Origin of the sequence: Clostridium sp. E02 (genome assembly GCF_003833015.1) — a bacterium.
Lineage (GTDB): Bacteria > Bacillota > Clostridia > Lachnospirales > Lachnospiraceae > Lacrimispora.
On record NZ_RJLQ01000014.1, the window covers coordinates 109,850 to 134,538 of the forward strand.

The following is a 24,689-nucleotide window of genomic DNA, read 5'->3' on the forward strand; positions in this document are numbered from 1 at the left end:
GATGATATTATGGAAATATTTAATGGAAATACTTTAACGGATGCCTTAGCTGGCATCAAAGACCAGGATACAGGTATTCATTTTATATATTCACAAAATCGTGAGTTATATTTACCATATTCTGAACTTTATCAACAAGCAAAAGTATCCTTATATCAATTTCAAAAGCGAGGTATGGTGAAAGGCGACGAGTTAGTTTTCCAAATTGTAGATAATAAAGACTTTATCCGTACACTTTGGGCATGCCTTTTAGGTGGTATTATCCCCATACCTATTACGACAGGAAATAGCAAAGAAAATGGAACTAAAGTTGCAAAGATTTGGGAACAGCTATCCAATCCGCATTTGATAATTTCTCCAGAAATACATGATAGTTTTTTAGAATTACTAGATGAAGTAGTTGAAAATAAAAAAGTCGTAGAAGATATTAAAGGCAGGATTTTCAATATAAAACAAGAAGATGATTTTGAAGGTATTGTTATGGAGGCTATGGAGGCTGATATTGCTTATGTTCAGTTTTCATCCGGCTCAACAGGAGACCCAAAGGGAGTTACTTTATCCCATAAAAATATTATGACAAATGTGAAATCAATTCTTAAAGGGTGTCATGCTGAGAAGACCGATATCTCCATATCGTGGATGCCACTAACTCACGATATGGGCTTGATTGGAATGCATTTTACACCATTGGTTCTTGGCGCTGATCAATATATTATGACTCCTACAATGTTTGTAAAGCGTCCACAGCTTTTTATGGAGAAAATCACCGAACACAAAGCTACAATAACATCTATTCCAAATTTTGGTTATTCTCATTTATTGCAGAAGATGGATCATAATAACAATTATAATTGGGACTTATCTTCGCTAAAAATTATTTTTAACGGTGCAGAAATGATTTCTTATCATCTTGTAAAAAACTTTATTTGTCACATGAAACAGTATGGTTTTAAAGAGCGGGCTATGTTTCCGGTATATGGAATGGCAGAGGCAAGTCTTGCAATCACGTTTTCAATTCTTGGAGAGGGTATTAAGGGAGTAATCGTAGATCGTAGTACAGTCTCCGTAGGTCAGCAAGTAATTGAAGTTGAAACCGAGTCTGAAAAAGACTCAGTATTTGTTGATTTGGGATCCCCTGTTGCGAACTGTCAAGTAAGAATTGTTGATGATAAGAGAAGCATTGTATCTGATCATATCGTTGGAAATATCCAAGTTCGGGGAGATAATGTTACGAAAGGTTACTACCTCAGGGAAGATCTTAACACTGTCATTCTGCAAAGAGATGGGTGGCTTGATACTGGAGATATTGGATTTTTCCGTAATAAAAGTCTTGTCGTATTGGGAAGATCAAAGGAAGTTATTATTGTTAATGGTCAAAATTACTATGCCACTGATCTGGAGCGAATAGCAGAGAGACTTTCGACTGTAAAATTTTCTGATATTGCGATTGTAGGCTATTTTGATGGAACGGTGGAGCAAATTTTAGTATTTGTAACCTATAGAGGTGAGCTAAAAGATTTTGAATTTGCCACAGAAGAAATAAGATTGGGCATTTTCCATGAACTTGGATTGAGTGTAAAATATGTAATTCCCATCAAAAAAATGCCTAAAACTACAAGTGGAAAAATACAGCGTTTTAAACTATTAGAAGAATACAGAAATGGAATTTTTGATGATACTATTTTAGTGATTGACCATATTAGGAAGGAACGTTTGTCACAGAGAACAATGGAAGCGCCAATAACGCAAACAGAAGTAAAAGTTTTGAATATAGTGAAAGCTGTTATAGGAACAGATACGATTGGGATAGCGGATGATTTATTCTATTATTCGTTGCAATCAATGCTTGTTATGCAAATTTATGACCAGATAGATGCCTGCTATCCAGGCGCATTAAAGGTAGCTGATATCTATAGATTCAGGACAATAAAAGAAATTGCAAGTGCACTAAGTTCAAAAGCTGATATCCAATTAAAGACTATAAAGTGGCCGGAACAATACTATTATCCAGATTATGAATGTAATGATTTCTCTGAACTGCAGTTAACATTTTGTGAACTAGATGCGAACAGAATACAAGATTTATCAAGGAAGTATACCATAAATGCAGATGAAGTGATTCTAACATTAATTGCATACTTATATTGGGAAGTTACTCATGACTCGGTTGCGTCATTGTATGGTTTATTAAAGGAGAGTCATTTTATTGATACCTATATTTTTGACTTTGATTCGCTACAAGAGATTGATGATTTATATCAAGAAATTTCCAAACAGAAATCAAATCAAATTAAGATTGAAATGTTCCAAAGTAAATCAAAATTTAATAAAAGCCATAATATCTCATCCCTAGTATATAATACAAAATTGTTAAGAGATTCAGATCGTATTGCACTTGGTTTTTTCGATATGTTATGGGGGATAACACAACAGGGTAATCAAATCTTTATATCTCTTTATTATAATTCAAATAAACTTGTTTCCGGTCGTATGGAAAACTTATTAAAACTTTTTGCGAAAGTAATAAAAAACATATAGGAACAAATGTGGATATTTAAGTTACCTTTATCTCAAAGAAAGTCTGGAGGGAGAATATATGCGTAGTATTTTGGGTTTAGAAGAACAACAAAAAAATAATAAGAAGAATAGTTCAACCTCTGTTCGTAAAAATGATATGGCAGTAATTGGATTGGCTGTTAAATTACCTATGGCTGATACAGCAAATGAATTTTGGGCAAATATAAAAAACGGGGTTGAATCAATTGTAGATTTTCCAAATTCAAGAGCTAATAATATACAGCCATATCTGAAAATAAAATATGGCGAATCCAAACAAAAATTTATGCAGTGTGGATTTTTGAATAATATAGATCAATTTGATTATGATTACTTTGGATTATCTCCCAAAGAAGCCGAGTTAACAGATCCATTGCATCGATTGTTTTTTGAGACTGCAATAACTGCATTGGAGACTGCAGGTTACAATGGTGATAATATTGATGGAAGCAATACAGGGATTTTTATTGGCGCATTTGGTGATTTAAATATTCATAGCTATAAGGAAATGGTTCGTGATGTTAAACCATCTGAACTTCCTTTGGCTATCACGGGAACAACTCTATCTATGATGGGTGGAAGGCTTGCAAATTTTCTTAATTTACAAGGTCCAGTGGAAATTGTTGATACTGCATGTTCTTCATCTCTTGTAGCTGTACATGAAGCATGCCAGGCATTAAAAAACAATAAGTGCGATATGGCACTTGCCTGTGGAGCGAGAATCCAATTAATACCTTTGGATGATAACTGTTATAAAATAGGAATTGAATCCACTGATGCGTCAACCAGAACGTTTGACAGTGCAGCCGATGGGTCTGGATATGGAGAAGGTGTTGTGGTTCTGTTAATTAAGCCTTTCGATAAGGCGAAACGTGATGGTGATTATATTCATGCGATCATTAAGGGAAGTGCAGTCAACCATGATGGCAGATCACTGAGGTTAACCGCTCCAAACCCAGATGCACAGGAAAAAGTGCTGCTTGCTGCTTGGGCTGATGCCGGTATAAATCCTGAAAAGCTTTCCTATATAGAATGCCATGGAACAGGAACAAAGCTGGGAGACCCTATAGAGATTGATTCTCTTACAAGAGCATTTTCTCATTATACAGATAAAAAACAGTTCTGTGCAATTGGTTCAGTGAAATCTAATCTTGGACATCTCTTAGATTGTTCTGGAATAACGGGTTTAGCAAAAGCGATTCTATCTCTAAAGCATGCCCAAATTCCACCATCAATCAACTTTCAGCAGCCTAATGATTTAATTAACTTTATTGATTCTCCTTTATATGTTAATACCGAGCTTAAGTATTGGGATTCATCGGTTGGAAAAAGATACTGTGGAATAAGTTCTTTCGGGATCAGTGGTGTTAATTGCCATATGGTTCTTGAGGAAGCACCTGACCAAACAATCCCAAACCGTAATATCAAAGAGAATGACGTTGAGATATTTACGCTTTCAGCAAAATCAGAATCTGCGCTATATAATATGATTCATGCTTACATTGAATACCTTAATATAAGTAATGATAATGATTTTACCCGTATTTGCTATACATCAAATATAGGAAAACGAGCTTTTAAATATCGTGTAGCATTACTTTCTAATTCCAATAAGGATTTACAAGGCAAACTTATAAAAATATGTAAAGTAGGTCTGGACGGAGTTACTGATTTAAAAGATGTTTGGTATGGAAAAGTAAGTGATGCTGAGATTGACTATATAATTGACCACCTTACATATGTGCAGGATAATAAACGTTCTCTTTTTAATACCTTATGTGAAGAATATGTGAAAGGTTTACGTGTTGACTGGAAAACATTATATAGAGAATCGTCAAATACACGTATAGAAGTACCTTCTTATCCATTTGATAGGAAGCATTGCTGGCTTAGATATCCGATATCCGCCATAAAAAAACAATCTGAAACTATATTTTATAATGTGCGTTATGTAGAAGTGCCGCAGCTTAGTGATAAACGGATGAATGCGAATGATGGTATTTTAGTAATTCAGGATAATAGCATATTAATGTCTGAGATAACGAATGGTTTAAAATACTACAACTATGATGTTTTAACGATTACTGCGGGAGAACATTTTGAAAAACTAGACAGTCATTCATATAGGGTCCAGCTTAATCATACTGGATTTAGCAGGCTGCTTAGTGAAATTGATTTGGGATATTATAAGACAATTGTATACGCTCCTACAGCAGAGATAAAGGATAATATTAATTCAATAGGCAGCTTGAGCTGCGAATTGGATAAAGGGTTTCTGGGATTATTTGATTTTATACAATCTTTTGCCGAAAGAAAAACAAACAATAAAATTAATATCATTATTATTACAGACTCTGCTTATGAGGTAACGGGGAAAGAAATTCGTATAAATCCACAAAATGCGATGTTAGTAGGTTTTGCAAAGAATATTAATCAGGAATTTTCAAATATATTATGTAAGGTCATAGATGTAACAGATAAAACAGTGAAGAAAAGTGTATTAAAGGAGATTGAACACAAAGATAGTGAGTTCTATGTGGCATTGAGGGATGGTAAAAGATTTGTAGAAGAGTTTGCCTCCATTCATCCAGATGAATTGCCAGATAATAATATAGAAATTAAGGATAAGGGTGTCTATCTTATTACCGGTGGTTTGGGAAACATGGGATTATGTTTTGCTGATTATTTAGCTTCATTGGCAAGTGGTATAAAATTAATACTTGTGTCTAGAAGCAGTTTCCCTTCGCAAGATCAATGGGAGAAGTTAGAACTAGAGGGAAAAGATGAGCAGCTGGCAAAAAGGTTAAATACAATTCGGAAATTGACCGGACAAGGGCATGACATTACAGTATATCAAGCAGATATTTCTATTGAAAGCGATGTAAAAAATCTGATCACTGATATCAAAAAAAAATATGGCGTTATAGATGGTATTATACATTGTGCAGGTATAACGGGAAATGGACTTATCGTTTCGAGAAAAAAAGAAGATATGAAACCGGTTATTGCCCCTAAAGTCTTTGGTACTTGGCTGCTTGATAAATATACTGAAGATCAGATTCTTGATTTTTTTGTTCTGTGTTCTTCCGGCGTAGGAATTTCAGGTGAAATAGGATTAGCAGATTATGCAGCAGCAAATTCCTTTTTAGATTCATTTGCACAACTTAGAGGTCGAGCTAAATACACGCTTGCAATTGACTGGGTCGTTTGGAAAAATGCTAGAATGATGGAAGGATTCTCTAAAAATATAGATGGATTTTTTTTGCAGTTAACACCTGAAAAGGCAATTCACAGCCTAGACATTATTCTAAAGAAAAAAGTTAGTAGAGTCCTTATTGGTGAGATTAATTATGAGAGCCCTTTTCTAGAACATACTGAGAATGTTCTTATTAAGCTGGCCGATGAAATCTTATTAAAACTCCCGGTTAATCAACCTAAAACAAAAAATATAACATCACAAATTCAAAATAATTATGATGTTGTATTAGTCGGAAAGCAAGACTATGACTATACAGAGGTTGAGAAAACTTTATCTAAAATAGTAGGTGAGATTTTAGGGTATTCAGAAATCAATATTTACGATAACTTTTTTGAAATGGGCGGGAATTCAATTCTTCTTAATTATATATGGAAGGAGATCGATAATTTATATCCAAACAGGGTAATGATATCTGATATGTTTGCATATTCTTCAATTCATGCATTGGCATTGTTTATTACTAAGGGAGAGGAATCCAACGACAGTGAACAAACGAATCAGAACTCTCAGTTCCATAAAGATATGGCTATTATTGGTATATCGGTCAACTTACCTTTGGCTGACTCAATGGATGAATATTGGGATATCCTATCAAACTCAGTTAATTGCATTAGAGAGTTTCCCGCTGACAGAAAGGAAGATATAGATAAATATCTGCATTATTCTGGCATAGCTGATGATAAGATCCGGTATGTACAAGGAGCATATCTTGAGCATATTGATTACTTTGATTATAAATTCTTTAAAATAACACCTTCCGAAGCAAACTTAATGGCTCCAAGTCAACGTTTATTCATGCAGACTGCATATTCAGCACTTGAAGATGCCGGGTATGGTGGAAAAGTTCTTAGTGGCAGTAATACAGGCGTTTATGTTGGATTTGCAGATACAATGAAAGATTCTTATCAAAGAATGATTTATGATACGGATCCTTCCCTTGTATCACAATCCATTGCATCAAATCTTGGTGCAATCATTCCGAGCCGAATGTCTTATTATTTGGATTTGAATGGTCCTTCCATGGTTGTGGATACTGCTTGTTCTTCGTCTTTGGTTTCTGTACACCTAGCTTGCAAGGCAATCATTAATGGTGAATGTGATCAGGCCATTGCAGGCGGGATTAAGTTGCACACGGTACCTATTGATGCAGAGTATGCAAGGTTGGGTATTGAGTCTTCAGACGGCTTAACTCGGGCTTTTGATGATACTTCTGATGGTGCCGGCATTGGAGAAGGAGCCATTGCAATTCTGATTAAACCATTGGATAAAGCTGTTGCAGCGGGAGATCATATCTATGCTGTAATAAAAGGAAGCGCAGTGAATCAGGATGGAAATTCAATGGGTATTACAGCGCCAAATCCAGCTTCGCAAACAAAGGTTATTCTTAAAGCTTGGAAGGATGCCGCAGTTAATCCGGAGAAAATACAATATATTGAGACACATGGTACAGGAACTCCACTGGGTGATCCAATTGAAATTGAAGGATTAACAAAAGCATTTAATCAACACACAAACAGAAAACAGTTTTGCGCTATCGGCTCTGTTAAGTCTAATATTGGTCATCTCTATGAATGTTCCGGACTTGCAAGCTTAGTAAAAGTGGTATTATCTCTAAACAATCAGATGATGCTTCCATCTGTTTATTTCCAGAAGCCAAATCGAAAAATAGACTTTTGCAATTCGGCTGTTTTTATAAATAGTATTTTACGCCATTGGGATGATCAAGAGGAAAAGAGATTATGTGGCGTTAGTTCTTTTGGATTTAGTGGTACAAATAGCCATATTGTATTAGAGGAAGCACCCGCTTATATTCGAAAGGAAAACAAAGAGACAAACAGTATCTTGACTATTTCGGCTGAAAGTAAAAGTTCATTATATGCCCTATTGATGAAGTATCAGGATTTCTTGAATACGGATACAGATATACATAATATGTGTTATACGGCTAATACTGGAAGAGGCCATTACTCTTTGAGAATTGCGATTATTTTTAAAGATATAGCTGAACTAAAGGTCAAAATTGCACAAATACTTATGGAAGATACGGCAATAGATGATTCTAATATTTTTATGGGTGAACATAAAATTGTTAGTTCAAATTATGTTGATATAGATAATAGTAAGATTTCAGAAGAGATAAGGATTAAGTTAACTGAGGCATCTAATAAGATAATAGACAGGCAAAGTGCAGAAGAACTACTTGGTACGGATGAATTAAAACAAATATGTTCCTTATATATAAAAGGAGCAGCGGTGAATTGGAGTGGGTTATATTCTTTTTCGGAAAATTATAGAATAAGTATCCCAACTTACCAATTTGATAAGCACAGATGTTGGCTGTCAATCCCAGAATTACGAAATAAATTGAATCAGGAGCAGGAAAGTTACTTTAAATTGAATTGGAGATCCGTTGATAAAATTAGTGTCGGCGATATCAGAGCAGAGAACTGCGATTTAATATTAATTATAAAAAATAATTCTAATTTATTAGCGGAAAACCTTTATGAATACTTAAAAACTAAAGGCCTTAATGCTGTGATGATTGCTGAATCGAATCGTAATAACCGGAACGATGCAAGTAATAAAGATGTAGAAGAATTTTTTATAAATTCATGGCATAATTACAGCAAATATAGCAGAGTAAAGCTCATATATATGATGGATTCCGAAATGGAAAAAGAAGTAAGTTTTAAGAATGAATATGCTAGACTTACAAATTTTTATGGTTTTTTGCGATCATTGAAAGAAATGAACGCGGCAGATATTAGTATTGACATTATACTGCGTCATATAAATGAAGTTGTAAAGGATGATAATTGCATTCCTATAAACGCTGCATTACAGGGGGCGTTTAAGGTTGTGGGTATTGAATTCCCGGAATGGAGCTGCCATGTAATAGATATAGATGAAAGCATAAATGAGAGTAATCTATATAATGAAGTATTATCATTAAATAATAAATTTTTAATTGCATATAGAAATAATCAAAGATACGAGGCATATTTGGACCAAATTCCAATTGACAGGCAGTTATCTGCAGATTCCTTCATAATTAAAGATAGTGGATGTTATGTTGTTTCTGGAGGGTTAAGTGATATCGCACTTGAAATCATGAAAGACAACGCTTCTAGTAAAGCAAACTTTGTTTTGCTATGCCGAACTGAATTGCCAGCAAGGGAAGAATGGCATGAGTTATGCAATGATCATTCAGTACAAGAAGAAAAAACAGCCAATAGAATCAAAAACATCTTAGAAATTGAATCATATGGTGGCAGCGTTACGATCATTCGTTGCGATATCACAGAATACGAGGATGTAAATAATGCAATAAAAGCTGTTAGAGAAAAATTCCAAAAAATAAATGGTGTTATTCATGCAGCTGGTATTGCAGGTAACACATTGTTTGCTGCAGAAAAGTATGAAAATTTTACATCAGTACTGAACCCAAAAATCTATGGTGCTTGGTATTTAGATGAATGTACGAAGGAAGATGATTTGGAATTTTTTGCTATGTTTTCATCAGTTGCTACCCTTTTCCCCGCTCCAGGACAATGCTCTTATGTTGCAGCAAACTCATTTATTGATTCATTTGTAGCTAACCGGAATTTAAAACGTCGAAATACTTTTGCCATTAATTGGTGTACATGGCAAGATGCAGGCATGGCAAAACGATCTGGCCTGAATATGGACACTATATTCAAAACACTTACGAATGAACAGGGGACACGGGGATTTAGGACAATGATTGAACATAAGATTTCTCGTGCTCTTATAGGTATCATAAATAATGATAAGAGATATGTTCGGCTGTGGGATAAAGTTAAATTTAATTTGGCGGAAAATGTAAATAGTGTAATCAAAAATTATCGTTTAAAATCTAGTTCAACAGAAAAGGATAATAAAAAGTTAAATTTAAATTTGACACAATCATTACAGCTCAACGGTAGAAATAATGATCAATATTCAGAGACAGAAAAAAAGGTAGGAAACCTGTTAGCTAAATATCTTGGTTATTCTGAGTTATATATATATGATAACCTGTTTGATTTAGGTGTTGATTCTATTATTATGATAAGAGTCGCACATGAGATAAATAAAATATGGGGAGTCAACCTTGAATTGTCGAAATTTATTGATGGTTCATCAATTGAAAAAATAGCAGCGGAAATTGATAAATGAAAATCTGTAACTATTGTGAATTGGTCATAATTATTAATTGATTTGGAGGTGTATAGATGGATAAAATAGAAAAAATCAGGAGATTCATTAACCGATTTACTGGTGGTAAAGTGCATTCTGATACAGAAGATATATTTGCTGAAGGTCTGGTTAACTCCTTATTCATTACTCAATTAGCTGTATTTATTGAAATGGAATTTGATTTGGAATTACAAAAAGAAGATCTGGAAATTAAAAACATTTGTAGCGTGGATGCCATAGTTTCTCTTATTGAGACAAAGAAAGCGGGGGGTTAATATGAAAAATATTGCTGCTTTGTTTCCTGGCCAGGGAAGTCAATATATTGGAATGTATAAAATACTTTACGATGAAAGTTCTATAGTACGAGATACCATAGAAGAAGCAGAAGAAGTAACCGGAATTAAATTAAAAGAACTGTGCTTTAATGGTTCCATTTCGAAACTGTCCAAACCTGAAAATGCTCATATAGCAATTCATGCTTTTTCAGTAGCTGTGTTTAGAGCATTTGTAGAAACGACCGGAGTTACTCCACAATTTTGTGCTGGTCATAGTTTAGGAGAATATGCAGCACTAGTATGTGCCGGCGCTATAAGGTTTTCAGATGCTTTGAAGCTTGTACAGTTAAGAAGCAGGTTAAGCAAAGACATACAAAGTAAAATTGATGGTGGCATGACAATTATAGATGGTATTGAAGTAGAGACAATTGCTTATGCATGTCAGAAACAACAAGCGGAAGGAAAGCAAGTATTTGTATCATGCTATAATTCTGCAATACAAGCAGCTATCTCAGGTACAAACAATGACTTGGAGGATACAGAAAGACTTTTGCTAAGAAGTGGAAAGGGTACTATGTCCCCGATCATAGGTAGTGCGCCTTTTCATTGCCCTCTTATGGAATCTGCAGTAGAACCTTTGCGTGAACAGTTGCAGCATATTGAAGTGAGTGAATTTAGGTATCCCGTTTTATCTAACTATACTGGTAAGCCATACAAAAATAAGCAGGAGTTGGAAGACAACTTGACTCATCACCTTATCTATCCTGTAAAATGGGTAAATATTATTTCGTATTTGGCTTATAGAAATATAAACTTGATAATTGACTTTAGTGCAAATAAGGTATTTCAAAATATGGTGGCGGGAAATTCTCCTATAGAAACATTATGTTATGGGAGTCGCAGAGACAGAAGCACAATTCAAGAATTATATCAGGGCGATTTATATCAAAAGCATAAGTCCAATTATATTTCAAAATGTATTCTTGCAGCAGTGTCTACGCCAAATCATAATTTTGACCAGGAGTCTTATCAATTAAGTGTTGTAGATAATTACCGTGAACTTATCAAGCTAGGTGATCGTATAAGCAATGGAGGAGGAAAAGAGACGACTGAGTCAAGGCGCAAAGGTATGGAGCTCCTAATAAAGATATTAGATGGAAAGAAAGTGCCTAACCTAGAAAAAACTCGATGGATTAGTCAAATCGAGGAAGAGAATGCCGCCACTTATAAGGATATGAAGATAATCGTATAGGAATTCGTTTGTAAAGAAAAAATCTGGGATAGTTGTTTAGACATACATAATTGTAAGAACGACAAACCGGACACGCTTTTTCTTATATGTCGTATACAATGATTGAAAGAGTTAACTTATTCCTATAAAATTTTTTAATAGCCTGGAGGATTATTATGAATTTTGAATTAACAAGTGATCAGATTAAATTAAAACAGGAAATAATTAATTTTGCGCAGGAAAATTTGAATGATGAAGAATCCTTGGAGAAATTCTCATATGTGATGTGGAAAAAAGTATCTGAATTTGGATTATTCGGACTTACTGTTCCTGAAGAGTATGGAGGATTAAATGAAAGCTTCTTAACAGCTGCAATAGCAATAGAAGCATTAGGTTATTCCTGCAAAAATAACGGCTTAGTATTTGTAATCAACAATCATATCTGGGTGGCTCTCAATCTTATAAATTTATATGGTTCGCGAGAGCTGAAAGAAAAATATTTAAATAAAATGGTTGACGGTGAACTTATTGGAGCGATCTCACTTACGGAAGCAGACGCCGGTTCTGATGCAATGAATATGTCAAGTAGTGCTACGGAGGAAGAGGATCATTTTGTGCTAAATGGCAGTAAGATGTTTATTTCCAACGGACCGATAGCGGACCTTTTTATTGTGTTTGCGATGACTTCAATGAAACCATTTAAGCAGATAACCGCTTTTGTAGTTGAAAAAAAGTTTCAAGGAGTAGTCATTGGGAAAAACATTGAAAAAATGGGTTTAAATGCGTGTCCAACAAGTGAAATTACTTTTGATCATGTGAAAATACCAAAAGGAAACATCCTTGGAAGAAAGAACATGGGATCTTCACTTATGACGAATGCGCTTGAATGGGAACGTTGCTATGAATTCGCACCGCATGTTGGCGCTATGCAACGGTTGATGGAAACTAGTTACAAATATGCTAATGATAGAATACAATTTGGCCAGCCAATTAGTCAATTTCAAGCTGTATCACATAAGATTTCTGAAATGAAGGTCGCAATTGAACTGTCAAGGCTGATGTTGTATAAAATAGCTTGGTTGAAAGATCAAGGCAAAAGTGCATTTTTGGAGGTGTCTATTTTCAAAACATTCGTAAGCGAACAATACATTAAAACATGCAAAAATGCGCTTCAGATTCACGGTGCTTATGGATATACAAAAGAATATGGTATTGAGCGCGAACTTCGTGACGCCATTGCATGTGACATCTATTCAGGTACATCAGAAATGCAGAAAAATACAATTTTTACAATGATACCCAGTGTAGATAATTTTAATTAGTAAAAGTCATATTTAATTTCTTATGTTATTTGAAAGGAGGGGGATATATGAATATTGCAGTCTGTGTGAAGGCTATTTCAACAAATATTGCATTTCCCAATGTTGTTACTGGTGAAAGCTATTGCTTAAACCCATATGATATGTTTTCACTTAAAGAAGTAATTGATTTGAAAAAAAGTTATCCGGATATTCAAGTTACATGTTTATGTATGGGGCCTCCGGCTGCTTCTGAGACTTTGACACGCTGTATAGCTATGGGAGCAGATGCTGCAATTCATCTGAATGATATATCTTTTGCAGGCTCCGATACATTTGCTACTTCGTTGATACTATCAGCAGCATTTATGAAGCTCTCAGGAATTGATTTAATTGTTTGCGGTTCGAGGTCTTCAGACGGTGAAACAGGACAAATTGTATACCAGTTAGCAGAACGGCTATCATTACAATGCTTTGCAAATGTTAAAAAAATTAATTCTATTGAAAATACAACCATTAAATTTGAAAAAGTTAAAGACAATGTAATTAATATATATCAAGCTGAGCTACCTATCATCATTTCTTTCAATGATTTTTGCTCAACTATAACATCTGTTGGACTTTTAAATCTTAAAAGAGCCAGAAAGAAAAATATCCAAGTTTGGACAAAGGATGACTTGACATTAGATAAATCCAACTGCGGAATCATGGGATCGAAGACAAAAGTCTTAAAAACAACTACAACGATTAAAGAAAAGGATGCTGTTGTATTGAATGGAACGGATCAGGAAATAGCAGTTAAAATCAATTCTTTAATAAGAGAGAGGCTAGGGTGATTTATTATGGGGAAAGGTATTTGGGTTTATTTTGACGATACGGACATTAATAATGCCCAAAATACATATGGAATACTCGGAAAAGCACTTGCGTTGAGTAGAAACTTGGAATCACCTGTTATAGCATTTGGCATTGGCAAGTTCAATGAAGATGAAATCGCAGATCTTTATATGCATGGTGCTAATGAGGTGTTACTCAACAACTTTCAGGTTAATCCAAGCGGTGAGGAATATGCATGGATTGTTGATCAAGTTGTCAGTCGGTATAAACCGGATCTAATGATTTTTCCATCAACGGAGATGGGAAAAGAGATATCTGCAAGGCTATCAATTACCCAAAAAGTTGGTCTTACAGCTGATTGCATTGATATTACTCGTACACAGGCGGGAAATAATTATATTTATTCGCGTGCAGCGATTAACTCTAGCATCATTGCACAAATTGAGTGTGTCAACTCCAATACAGAATTATGTACAGTAAAGGAAAATATATTTAACTCTCTAATTGCACTTTGTAAGAGCAAATCTGATGTTAAATATTATGAACGCCCTACCGTCTCCCAGCATATTCATAAAGGTAAAGTTGAATTAATTTCACAACGCGCAGCTGAAGGAATTGAAACGATTGATTTTACCTCTTCAAAGGTCGTTTTGGGTGCAGGGAGGGGGTTACAGAACCTTGAAGAATTTAATCTCTTTATTGAGGTTGCGAAAAAAAGTAATTGTGAATATGGCGGAACCAGAGCACTGGTTGAGAGTGGAATTATAAAAAAGAACCGGCAAATTGGACAATCAGGTATATCCATTTGTCCAGATATTTATGTTGCATTTGGAATTTCGGGTGCAACTCAGCATATTGCTGGAATCAAAGAATCTAAAGTAGTAGTTGCGGTTAATATCCAACCGGATGCTCCAATTTTTAAATATGCTAACTATGCGATTGTCTCTGATGCTGTAAGTATATTAAACCAAATGACGTGTAATTATTAGGAGTTAGAAAGGAGTAAATTTAATATGATAGTTGGAGTAGTTGGAGCAGGTACAATGGGACGTGGAATTGCCCAAACGGTAGCACAGTATAATATGAATGTTGTCTTGGTTGACATCAGTATGGATATATTGGATAGTGCTCAAAAAGAAATACGTAACTCAGTGAGAATGCAGGGATTCTATAATAAAGACTTCAAGGGAATTAAACCCGAAGTGGTATTGGAGCGTATCCTTTTTACTACGGATTATGCCTTACTAGCTGATTGTGATTTTATTATAGAGAATGTCCCTGAGAAACTTGAAATCAAAAAATCAGTATATGAAATATTAGAGAAGGTCAGTAATCCAGAAGCGTACTATGCAGTAAATACATCCTGTATCCCTGTTACAGAAATTGCGGCATTTACAAGCCGTCCGGATAAAGTAATTGGCATGCATTTTATGAATCCGGTACCAATGATTGAAGCGGTTGAGATTATGAGAGGGTTCCACACCTCTGATAAGACAATAGAAGTTGCTTTAGAACTACTCAAATCTATTAACAAACAGGGCATTATTGTGAATGATTATCCAGGATTTGTTTCTAATCGCATATCTCATCTTATGATGAACGAAGCTGCATTTATTGTGCAGGAAGGTGAGGCATCTGTTGAGAATGTTGATGAGGTATTCAAAAAATGCTATGGACATAAGATGGGACCATTGGAAACGGTAGATCTTATTGGATTAGATACGGTTGTAGATTCTCTTGATGTATTGTTCAACCAATACAAAGATACAAAGTTCCGTTGTTGCCCATTGCTCAGACGCATGGTAGCAGCGGGACACTGTGGTAGAAAATCAGGTCAAGGTTTTTATGGTTACAATGGTTAGTAATACGGTCACTTATAAAATAAAAAATAAAATAATAAAAAAGGAAGGGTGTTAATAATGACAGATTTAAATCATGAAAGCATTAGAGCAAAAGTTAGAAAGTTTATCCAGAAGTATTCGAAAAAAGATAATATTGAGGATAATCAGAATTTATTTGAAATGAGTTTTGCAAATTCACTTTTTGCCATGCAGTTAATACTATTTATTGAAAATGAGTTCGAGCTGGCTGTTGCAAGTGAAGACATTGGAATGGATAATTTTGATACAATAGATAAAATTTGCAGCTTTATTCAAAGCAAAATAGAAGCCGCATGATTAAAGTTTATGGAATTTGCATATAGAAAGAGGTGATACATATGGAGAGGATTGCTGTTATGTTCCCTGGACAAGGGGCTCAATTTGTTGGCATGGGAAAAAAATTCCATGATCAATACAATATTTGTAAACAAACTTATGAAGAGGTAAGCGATGCCTTTGGAAAAGATATTTCAAAGTTATGTTTTTCAGGTAGGACAGCAGATTTATGGGATTTTACAAATATGCAAGTAGCAGTTGTAACGACTTCCATTGCAATCTATCGTGCATATATGCAGGAAATAGGTATTCTCCCACGCTTTGCTATGGGACATAGTATGGGTGAATTTGCCGCATTAACATGTGCAGGGCCATTAAAATTGTATGATACCATTAAAATATTAAGCTTCAGAGGTAACTTAGTTAAAAAAATTATTAAAAGTGATATTGGGAAAATGACAATTGTAGATAATTTGCCAGAATCAAAATTATTGGAAATAGTTAAAAAGTATGAAGGTAAAATTTATATTTCATGTTACAATTCACAGAATCAACATGCCTTAAGCGGATATGATGAACCATTACAGGAGCTTGAGGCAGAGTTAAGTAATATGGGTGCAGTAGTTTCTCCTCTCATGTCTAGCCCGCCAATGCATTCACCATTAATGCAAGATATTCGAAATGAATTTTTTGCATTAATGAATACGATTAAATTATATTCATTCAATTACCCTGTGATTATGAATACTACAGGTCAATTGCTAAATAATGAAGCTTTACTTCCCAAAGTCATGGCGGATCAGCTTGTATCCCCTGTATTATGGGAGCATAGTGTTAAATCCATAAATAAATTTGGTTCGACAATAGCCATTGAGATGAGCCCCAAACAATTACTTTCGAATTTAATGGCAGAGATTTTACCAAATGGAGAAATCAAGAGTGCAGTATATGGGGTAAAAGATGAACGTGAACAACTTGTTGAAGAGTTGAATTCAAATAAGGTTAATTTTAGAGGAAAAGTAAATTTTCCTGGTATCTGTTTGGGTATCTTAGCATCGACTCCCAATCATGCTCAAACCGATGAATCATATAATACAGTAAAACTAAATTATGACAATATTGTAAAATTAAAAGAACAGGACGCAGAAAATATTTCAAAAGCTATGGATTGTTTATTAAATGCATTAAGAGCAAAAAAAGTTGATTATATTGATAATATAATTAAAAAACTTATCGATACCACAAATACTATGTATGATTTATCTGGGGTTTTAAATTAGAATAATTCACCAGTATATCAACATAAGGTCTTCTGGTAAAAGGGGGGTAGTTTTATGAAAAAACAGAAAATTAAATTATTAATATGGGATCTTGATAACACCATATGGAATGGAACGTTAACTGAAGATAATGTGACTAAATTGAATAAAAAAGTTAAAGATACGATCCTAGAAATGGATAAACGGGGTATACTGATGTCCATTGCAAGTAAAAATAATTTCAATCAGGCTTGGGATAAGCTTGAAGAATTCCAGCTTTCTGAGTATTTTATTTATCCAGCAATTAACTGGAATTCCAAATCGGGTAATATCAAGGATATTATAAAATCAGTGAATATTGGAGTTGATACAGTAGCTTTTGTTGATGACCAGGCTTTTGAGAGGGACGAAGTGAAATCAGAGCTGCCAGAAATTCTGTGCATTGATAGGAAGGATATTTCAAGCATAGTTGATATGCCTGAATTTATGCCTAACTTTATTACTGATGATTCCAAACTCAGAAGGCAAATGTATCAAAGTGATGTGAAACGAAATAAGGATGAGGACGAAAGTAAGGGTCCCAAAGAAGAATTTCTGGCATCCTTGAATATGGAACTTACTCTAAAACATGCAGAGGTTACAGATTTACAACGTGCAGAAGAGCTGACTGTTAGAACGCATCAGTTGAATTCAACAGGTTATACCTATAATTATGATGAATTGAAAAATTTTGTGGGAACAGATAGTCATAAGCTGCTAATTGGGGGACTTATTGACAAATACGGTACATATGGAAAAATTGCATTGGCATTGTTAACATGTACAGAGGAAAAGTGGATACTTGATCTCCTGTTAACATCATGCCGCGTAATGAGTAGAGGAATTGGGACAGTTATACTCAATTTGATTATTGAACAAGCGATGAAGTCAGGAGTCGATTTATTTGCTGAGTTTGTTCCTACGGATAAAAATAGAATTATGTTAGTAACGTATAAACTTGCTGGCTTTATTGAAGCGGGTAAAAATGGAGATGTTATCATACTTCAATATGATAAAAACAGACAATTACCGCGGCGACCGGATCACATCAAGCTGACAATTGAAATCTAAAAAATATCTATTAAGGTCAAAACAAGGTTTATTTCTAGCTTCCAAATCAATGATAAAATGAGGTATAAATCTATGAAAGAATTCGAGGGGAAAACAGCGGTTATAACTGGCGCTGGAAATGGGATAGGATTGGAACTTGCCAAAGAAGCGGCAAAACGAAAAATGCAGCTTGTGTTAGTAGATATTGAGAAAAAAGATATCGAAATGACGTTGGAGATTATAAAGGGACTAGGTGCACAAGGAATTGCTTTGGCACTGGATGTTTCTCTTTATGAGAATGTGTGTGAAATGATAAAAACTACGCGAGAAACATATGGTACAATTGACCTATTAATAAATAACGCTGGAATTGCCGTTGGTGGGCTTATATGGGAGTTGCCTATTTGTGATTATGAGTGGTCTTTTAGTATAAATACAATGGCACAGGTTTATGCATTACACGAAACAATTCCCATTATGTTACAGCAAGGAACGGAATGCCACATCGTCAATGTAGCTTCCGTTGCAGGACTAGTAACTACCTTAAACATGTCTTCTTATCATATGTCTAAACACGCGAGTGTCGCATTAAGTGAAGGAGTGCATTATGATCTTGAGAAATTAAATTCTAACATAGGTGTTTCAGTTTATTGCCCTGCATATATGAAAACTGATTTGTATAATTATGAACGCCATAGACCAGATCGATTTAAAGATCCGGATCATACATATTACAAGAGTGAATCATACTTAAAAACAAAGGAAAGATCTGAAAAACTTATCACAAATGGATATCCTGTCAATGATGTTGGTCCTTATGTATTTAAAGCTATTGAGGAAAAACAGTTTTACATTATACCGCATCATGAATTTGACCAAACAATTGAAACAAGGTTAAGAAATATCCTGGAGAACCAGGTTCCGGACTTTTCAATTTTGCCAGGTTCTTTTTCGGTATAAATTTATTACGAAAGCGTCAATTTGTAAATATAACTTGGCAGTGCTTTACCGTGAACATAGCGCCTAAATCATTATTAAAAAAAAGGAGAGAGAATCGTGAAAAAAATCAAAAATTTATTATCTTTATTTCTCGTTGTATTACTGGTATTTGGTACAAACACTTTAGCTTTTGCCCAAAGTGAAAAAGCGGATTCGATATTGTCAGAGGAAAAGATAGTAAAAGCCTATGAAAATGTTGTAAACTATGCTTCTGTTAATAATATCCCATTAGATTTAAGTATAGAGACATTTACCGAAGAATTCGAGTCCTCAAATTTTACAGATTTAACGGAATATGAGAACACATATTACAAAATTCTTGTAAAACAACCTACTTTTGCAACTAGATCCAGCGGTAGCAGTAAGTGGTACTATAATACGGGTACATCACTGCCACAAGCTGCCAATTATTCAGAGTATAATCTATTGAATACTTTGAAAAGAGGTGATATTATTTATGAATCCAAAGGAGGCTTTGGCATCACCGGACATATTGCAATTGTAGAAGGAAAATATTATAGTAGTACTTATCAGCAATATTACATCAGAGTAGTTGAAGCTATTAGTGAGGGCGTAGTTAGAAGTATATTGGATGATTCACGTATAGATGACAGAAATTCCAGTGTGCTGCGGGTAGTGGGGGCATCCGAAACAATCGCTTCCAATGCAGCAAAATTTTGCATTGGGCAATTAGGTAAAAGTTATATGATTGATTTTAAAAAGGATACGAGCCCAAACGAACCTGACTGGTACTGCTCAGAACTTGTCTGGGCAGGATACTATAATCAAGGAATTGATATTGAAACCACGGGTATATATAATGAACCGGGTATAACACCAAGAGATATTAATAATAGTTCAAAAGTCTATAATGTCAATTTTAGATAACATTAATTTTCTAATACAGAAGCCAAAATATAGACATTTTCTGTACTCTATTTATAAGAAAGGGATTCTTTATGATAAAATCAAGTGTTTATCTAAAAATAAGTATAATCATGTTTATAATCATGGTAGGTTTTATAGTATATGCTTTCCGTCATCCTGAATTATCCTTTCCTTTTAGCACAAGGATAACTTATTTAATTTATTTTGTATATATATCTATAATGATTGTTACGTTTATTGTATCAATTATTCGCAAATAATTAATAGTAAGACATTTAAGCTCGTGCTTTCCTCTGCTTCGATTTTACTAAAACGTAATTTCATAAACAAATTCAAGTTTTCTGTGATAATCCAGCTCCACAAAATCCGTGGGCTTTACATTAGCTGCGTTATATTCAAAGTAGTTTAAATTCGCAATTTTCAACATGGTATATATAAATTGTGAACAAAACATAATGTTTGGCTTGTATGAAAACTTAAACATTAAACCAAGGAGATTGTATGCACTTCCCTCGGTATTGATTTCTTTTATTTTGTCTATGATTATACGTTTCTGTTTGCTGGTTGCAGGAAGCTTATATACCATAACAGCTGAACCGTTATTTTGCGTCAATCGTTCCAATAATTCAGGATTTAGACCAGGTGGAAGCATCTTTTCTCCCCCGTTATAACTAATGGCTGTAAGCAGTTTCTGATCGAATGAAATTGAAACGTGATTGTACTGTTTATTGGTGAATAACCCGATAACTTCACTGGGAGCAGTTTTGGTTTTGGCAACAATAAAGTAGATGTACTCATCATCCAAGGTCGAGTACGCTTTTTGGAAATACTCATCTGTAAGACTTCCATTGTTGACATAAGAGAATGAACTATATCTAGGCAGGTTTTGAATAATATCTTCTATGCGTACTTTTGATATTACTTCGCCTGCCTTTTTTAATCTTTCAATATTAGATACAATCGTGTCCCTGTCATGCAGTAATAGCGAATAAGATAAAACGGATTCGTTGCCTGCCATGGGAACAGCAGTTTTATCAATACTATGATAAAAGAAACGCCGTTCCACCAAAAAGGGGATAAACACGATAAGCAGCCCCAATAGACGACATAGATAATAGATAAATCGGTTTTCCTCAAATGGACGAATAAAATAGGTGTTTATAAGGATTTGAGATACCATAATAAGGGCATATATGACCACCTGAACAACCTTTTGCCATATGGTCGAAGAAGAAAACACCGCAAAGAAAAACAGAAAGATAAAGCAAAAGATATACACGAGGTTATAGCTGGTATAGCCGCCGCTCCAATACAGGACAACGCAAGCCAGGATAATTATTGGCAGCAAAATCAAAAGAAAAGTATGTTGTTTCATTGTGTTACCTCTATATTACCATTGTTTGTCTCTACCTTAACGGTTACTGTTGGGGTATAGCCAACAACTCCGCTTGTCGTACGTCCGTTAACAGTAACGTCTTGTTGAAAGTTTGTAGATACTGAGCCATTTTTTGTTGTGGCCTCAAATTTAAACTCCAAACTTGCCGGCAAGGTAAGTATAATGTTATCGTTTTTGTTAAAGAAAGAAAGGTCACCGTTTACCTCTGTATACACCACGTTTAGTTTGCCGGAATTATTGGCTTTATAACTGCCGGAACCAATAGCGGACTTTATATCTGTATTTCCGCTTGTAGAGGTATATGTTACATTTCCATTTAATTCGGTACAGGACACGCTGCCGCTAGTCGTTTCCAGTCTGATTTGATTTGCTTCTATGTTTCCTAAATTCAATTTCCCACTGGTAGAGGATAAATAAATATCAAAAGCAACCGCATGATCCAATGTAACAGTTCCGGACGAATTATCAACACGGAGAGCGGATAGATTCAAGTTCATACCGGAAAAATCTATATCACCGTTCGTAGAAGTGACGGTAAGGTTTTCTCGGTATGATTTCGGCAAATAAACCTCAATATAACGGGAAAATCCTTTCTTAAAAAATGGTTTGCCACCTTCACTTATATGGATATTGTTGTTGCGTTGTTTTACTTTCGCATAATAATTACTTTTATTTTTAGTCATATATTCTTTGATTATGAGATCTTCACCATCATTTTCAAAAAAAGTAATTTTTTCTTCATCATAGGAAATTGTCAGAGATGATATTCCATCAAGTGAAAATTGAAGTTCATTCGCCTCTTGGGAAGAATTTGATTTAGAACAGCCAATTAACGCTAATAAACATAGAATAAGAGCCATGCTCAAAGTAATTCTTTTTTTCATAAAAATTTGCCTCACTTTCGATAAATAAATTGTTCATTCATTTATTCTGCAAAAATTAGAGGGCTTTATGCCCTGCTAATTTATTTATTGTATGCAGATAGAATATTGTCCAAGCAGATTTTTTTTGCCAATTCTAAAGGTATGTCGGAAGTTTCAAAAGATGTGTATTGTCTATCCATAGCCCACCAAGTTAAAATTTCAATTATCAGGGTAGTGGATAGCTCCAAATGTTCCATTGGTCGTACTGTTCCTTCATTGATAAAAATAGTTAAGTACTTTGACATTGTCTCAAGAAATTTTTTGCGGTGTGCTTTGTAATGATCAGCCAAAAATTTAAATTCAAATTGATTTTTTTCAATAAACAAACAACCAACAGCATACCGGGCAAGCAGATCAAATGCATCTGATATTAGAGCTTCAAAGTTATACCCATCAGCATCATTTTCAAGGTATTTTTCAAAATCTTTGATAGTATTATCAAGCAAGGATACAATTTCATCTTCGACTCCTACAAATAAATCATCTGTAATAGGTCTTTCAAATTCCTGATTTAAAAATTCCGGGTCAATTGTACATTTCAAAACAAAGTGCATAATTTCTTTTTTTCCTGTAAAGTCATGATAAATAGTTCCGACTGAAACACCTATAGCTTTCGCTATATGGCTAATCTGTGTTTTTGCATAACCTTGACGTAGAAATAAGAATGTTGCGGTCTCCGTAATTGCCTTAATGCGTGTATTCAATGCCACTCCTCCCATATAAATGAATTATTCATTTATATAATATGTTTAATTGATATAATTGTCAATGAGTTTCTTAAAGTCCTAAGGCATCGGAAACCGAGGTAGTGACTTATGGAGATAGGTACGTTCCCACGCTGGTCGTGTTATCGACAGTTCCTTTTGCACACCCGCTCAGCAAGAATCCAACCGATAAGCAGATACATACAACAGTTCTTATTTTCATCTTTTTTACCTCATATATTAGATCGTCACCACACAGCCGGATATTATCTCTTGGAGATTCTGCCTTTGACGAACGAGAAATACCATAATAGACGGTCTCCTTAATTTATAATATGACTATATTACCACCTATTACGTCTTTTTTCTACTGTTCCTGCTCAGTACCTGGTGCTATAACTTCCGCACTGGTCTGATATATTTCCAAAACTTATCCGGATTATGATAAAAGTAGAGCATTCTGCCAGGAGTCGTATCAAAGCAGTAGCCTGTACCTGTAAAATCAAAGTCTGCCATTGCTTTTTCGATTTTTTCTTCCACACTGCGGTTTTCCTGTTCATAATTAAATGGTCCATGTTCAAAAGCAAGATATTCAGCTTCTGGGATATCAATCAACAGCATTTGTGGTGGTATTTCCCCAATGTAATCAAAAGGAAGGCGTACACCATAACACTCTGTACGCAAGTAGCCCCAATCGCAGAGCCGTCCCTTAGGATCATTCATATAGGCCATAATCTGACCGCTGCTGCTGTTTGGCTGGCTTCCGCCATCGTCATCTAACTTACCTTTGATACTATCCAGCAGGCCGCAAATCGTATCGCAGTCCTGCCCTGGTATTTTACTTTGTTTCTGCCAGAAATCCCAATATCCGTTGCTTTCATGGTTTTTAATGTGCAAAAATTTGTGCGTGGGGATGGTAACAAAATAAATCTTAACCTCATTTTCAGATTTCATCATGCCAATCTCTCCTAATCCTAAAAAGTAGCGGTCGAAAGGGGTTATTTTTGTACGAAGAACAACTGGTTTAGGCTTTTTTCGGTATTCGCTGGGAGTTATACTATAGGAATTTTTAAAAGCTCTGGTAAAGGCTTCATGTGATGAAAAACCGTAATCAAAAGCAATATCTATTAAACTTTTATTGCTGTCACGAACCTCTTTTAACGCAAAAGCTAACCGTCTAAGCCGCAGATATTCTCTAAACTGTATACCTGATATTTCCTTGAACTTTCTGGTAGTATAAAATTCGGAATAACCAAGTTTCCGGGAAAGAAAGCGCAGCGTCAGTAACTCATCATGATGCTGTATGATTGATTCATCAATTTCATCAACAATTAGTTGAATTTGCCAATTCCATTCGTACATTTATAGGTTCACCTCGTTTCAATCGTTCTAAAAGAATTATAAAAGATTATAAATTATAATTCTTGATTTTACTTGCGGAAATCATTCCTTTATAAGTAAAGTTTAAAAATACTACAATTTTTTAATTGGGTGTCAACCGTTTTTGAAAATGTCCCGAAAAAGTTTTAACATAAGCACCAGTTTTCTGGTGCTTGATTTAACCAGGTACTATTAGTTTTTGGGTAACTTTAATAAAACTACAGTTACCTGCTTGTAAA

17 protein-coding genes are annotated in these 24,689 nt (G+C 34.7%); 13 read left to right on the top strand and 4 right to left on the bottom strand.

Features of this window, described 5'->3' with window-relative positions; genetic code table 11:
* Positions 1 to 9 precede the first annotated feature (9 nt).
* The 13 genes from EFT72_RS12065 to EFT72_RS12125 all read left to right on the top strand — a co-directional run bounded on the left by EFT72_RS12065 (position 10) and on the right by EFT72_RS12125 (position 20,047).
* Complete coding sequence (locus EFT72_RS12065) at positions 10 to 2,538, top strand: AMP-binding protein (protein ID WP_124067171.1); 2,529 nt, start codon at positions 10 to 12, stop codon at positions 2,536 to 2,538.
* Between the two features lie 58 nt (positions 2,539 to 2,596).
* On the top strand, positions 2,597 to 9,994 hold the full coding sequence (locus EFT72_RS12070) for an SDR family NAD(P)-dependent oxidoreductase (RefSeq protein WP_124067172.1): 7,398 nt from the start codon (positions 2,597 to 2,599) through the stop codon (positions 9,992 to 9,994).
* Between the two features lie 56 nt (positions 9,995 to 10,050).
* Positions 10,051 to 10,290, top strand: coding sequence for an acyl carrier protein (locus EFT72_RS12075; protein WP_124067173.1), 240 nt, complete (start codon positions 10,051 to 10,053; stop codon positions 10,288 to 10,290).
* Position 10,291: 1 nt separating this feature from the next.
* Complete coding sequence (locus EFT72_RS12080; protein ID WP_124067174.1) at positions 10,292 to 11,542, top strand: ACP S-malonyltransferase; 1,251 nt, start codon at positions 10,292 to 10,294, stop codon at positions 11,540 to 11,542.
* Between the two features lie 155 nt (positions 11,543 to 11,697).
* Positions 11,698 to 12,843 (top strand): acyl-CoA dehydrogenase family protein, encoded by a 1,146-nt coding sequence (locus EFT72_RS12085; RefSeq protein ID WP_124067175.1) that lies wholly within the window; start codon positions 11,698 to 11,700, stop codon positions 12,841 to 12,843.
* Positions 12,844 to 12,890: 47 nt separating this feature from the next.
* Positions 12,891 to 13,655, top strand: a complete 765-nt coding sequence (locus tag EFT72_RS12090) for an electron transfer flavoprotein subunit beta/FixA family protein (protein WP_124067176.1) — start codon at positions 12,891 to 12,893, stop codon at positions 13,653 to 13,655.
* Between the two features lie 6 nt (positions 13,656 to 13,661).
* Positions 13,662 to 14,645: an electron transfer flavoprotein subunit alpha/FixB family protein gene (locus tag EFT72_RS12095; RefSeq protein WP_124067177.1), complete on the top strand. Its 984-nt coding sequence runs from the start codon at positions 13,662 to 13,664 to the stop codon at positions 14,643 to 14,645.
* A 24-nt stretch (positions 14,646 to 14,669) separates the two neighbouring features.
* Positions 14,670 to 15,518, top strand: a complete 849-nt coding sequence (locus EFT72_RS12100; RefSeq protein WP_124067178.1) for a 3-hydroxyacyl-CoA dehydrogenase family protein — start codon at positions 14,670 to 14,672, stop codon at positions 15,516 to 15,518.
* 57 nt (positions 15,519 to 15,575) lie between these two features.
* Positions 15,576 to 15,833, top strand: a complete 258-nt coding sequence (locus EFT72_RS12105) for an acyl carrier protein (protein ID WP_124067179.1) — start codon at positions 15,576 to 15,578, stop codon at positions 15,831 to 15,833.
* Between the two features lie 41 nt (positions 15,834 to 15,874).
* A complete protein-coding gene (locus EFT72_RS12110) occupies positions 15,875 to 17,092 on the top strand; it encodes an ACP S-malonyltransferase (protein ID WP_124067180.1) in 1,218 nt (405 codons plus the stop codon).
* Positions 17,093 to 17,146: 54 nt separating this feature from the next.
* Positions 17,147 to 18,181, top strand: coding sequence for an HAD-IIIC family phosphatase (locus EFT72_RS12115; RefSeq protein ID WP_124067181.1), 1,035 nt, complete (start codon positions 17,147 to 17,149; stop codon positions 18,179 to 18,181).
* A 72-nt stretch (positions 18,182 to 18,253) separates the two neighbouring features.
* The gene (locus EFT72_RS12120) at positions 18,254 to 19,120 is read left to right on the top strand and encodes an SDR family NAD(P)-dependent oxidoreductase (protein WP_124067182.1); all 867 of its coding nucleotides are present in this window, start codon (positions 18,254 to 18,256) and stop codon (positions 19,118 to 19,120) included.
* Positions 19,121 to 19,216: 96 nt separating this feature from the next.
* A complete protein-coding gene (locus tag EFT72_RS12125) occupies positions 19,217 to 20,047 on the top strand; it encodes a YiiX/YebB-like N1pC/P60 family cysteine hydrolase (RefSeq protein WP_164473145.1) in 831 nt (276 codons plus the stop codon).
* A 307-nt stretch (positions 20,048 to 20,354) separates the two neighbouring features.
* Here the strand turns inward: EFT72_RS12125 and EFT72_RS12135 are convergent, their stop codons facing one another.
* The 4 genes from EFT72_RS12135 to EFT72_RS12150 form a co-directional block, all read right to left on the bottom strand.
* On the bottom strand, positions 20,355 to 21,422 hold the full coding sequence (locus tag EFT72_RS12135; RefSeq protein WP_124067185.1) for a hypothetical protein: 1,068 nt from the start codon (positions 21,420 to 21,422) through the stop codon (positions 20,355 to 20,357).
* Positions 21,419 to 22,327, bottom strand: coding sequence for a DUF4097 family beta strand repeat-containing protein (locus tag EFT72_RS12140; RefSeq protein WP_124067186.1), 909 nt, complete (start codon positions 22,325 to 22,327; stop codon positions 21,419 to 21,421). The genes EFT72_RS12135 and EFT72_RS12140 overlap by 4 nt, the downstream gene beginning before the upstream one ends.
* An 80-nt stretch (positions 22,328 to 22,407) precedes the next feature.
* Positions 22,408 to 23,076, bottom strand: coding sequence for a TetR/AcrR family transcriptional regulator (locus EFT72_RS12145; protein WP_243110004.1), 669 nt, complete (start codon positions 23,074 to 23,076; stop codon positions 22,408 to 22,410).
* A gap of 387 nt (positions 23,077 to 23,463) precedes the next feature.
* Positions 23,464 to 24,432: a helix-turn-helix transcriptional regulator gene (locus tag EFT72_RS12150; RefSeq protein ID WP_124067188.1), complete on the bottom strand. Its 969-nt coding sequence runs from the start codon at positions 24,430 to 24,432 to the stop codon at positions 23,464 to 23,466.
* Between the last annotated feature and the right edge of the window lie 257 nt (positions 24,433 to 24,689).

Excerpts from the sequence above, each read along its gene's own strand:
- EFT72_RS12100 (WP_124067178.1), top strand. The coding sequence starts at position 14,670 with ATGATAGTTGGAGTAGTTGGAGCAGGTACAATGGGACGTGGAATTGCC.
- EFT72_RS12095 (WP_124067177.1), top strand. The coding sequence starts at position 13,662 with ATGGGGAAAGGTATTTGGGTTTATTTTGACGATACGGACATTAATAAT.
- EFT72_RS12120 (WP_124067182.1), top strand. The coding sequence starts at position 18,254 with ATGAAAGAATTCGAGGGGAAAACAGCGGTTATAACTGGCGCTGGAAAT.
- EFT72_RS12085 (WP_124067175.1), top strand. The coding sequence starts at position 11,698 with ATGAATTTTGAATTAACAAGTGATCAGATTAAATTAAAACAGGAAATA.
- EFT72_RS12090 (WP_124067176.1), top strand. The coding sequence starts at position 12,891 with ATGAATATTGCAGTCTGTGTGAAGGCTATTTCAACAAATATTGCATTT.
- EFT72_RS12070 (WP_124067172.1), top strand. The coding sequence starts at position 2,597 with ATGCGTAGTATTTTGGGTTTAGAAGAACAACAAAAAAATAATAAGAAG.
- EFT72_RS12150 (WP_124067188.1), bottom strand. The coding sequence starts at position 24,432 with ATGTACGAATGGAATTGGCAAATTCAACTAATTGTTGATGAAATTGAT.
- EFT72_RS12105 (WP_124067179.1), top strand. The coding sequence starts at position 15,576 with ATGACAGATTTAAATCATGAAAGCATTAGAGCAAAAGTTAGAAAGTTT.
- EFT72_RS12080 (WP_124067174.1), top strand. The coding sequence starts at position 10,292 with ATGAAAAATATTGCTGCTTTGTTTCCTGGCCAGGGAAGTCAATATATT.
- EFT72_RS12075 (WP_124067173.1), top strand. The coding sequence starts at position 10,051 with ATGGATAAAATAGAAAAAATCAGGAGATTCATTAACCGATTTACTGGT.
- EFT72_RS12115 (WP_124067181.1), top strand. The coding sequence starts at position 17,147 with ATGAAAAAACAGAAAATTAAATTATTAATATGGGATCTTGATAACACC.
- EFT72_RS12110 (WP_124067180.1), top strand. The coding sequence starts at position 15,875 with ATGGAGAGGATTGCTGTTATGTTCCCTGGACAAGGGGCTCAATTTGTT.
- EFT72_RS12140 (WP_124067186.1), bottom strand. The coding sequence starts at position 22,327 with ATGAAAAAAAGAATTACTTTGAGCATGGCTCTTATTCTATGTTTATTA.
- EFT72_RS12065 (WP_124067171.1), top strand. The coding sequence starts at position 10 with ATGGAAATATTTAATGGAAATACTTTAACGGATGCCTTAGCTGGCATC.
- EFT72_RS12135 (WP_124067185.1), bottom strand. The coding sequence starts at position 21,422 with ATGAAACAACATACTTTTCTTTTGATTTTGCTGCCAATAATTATCCTG.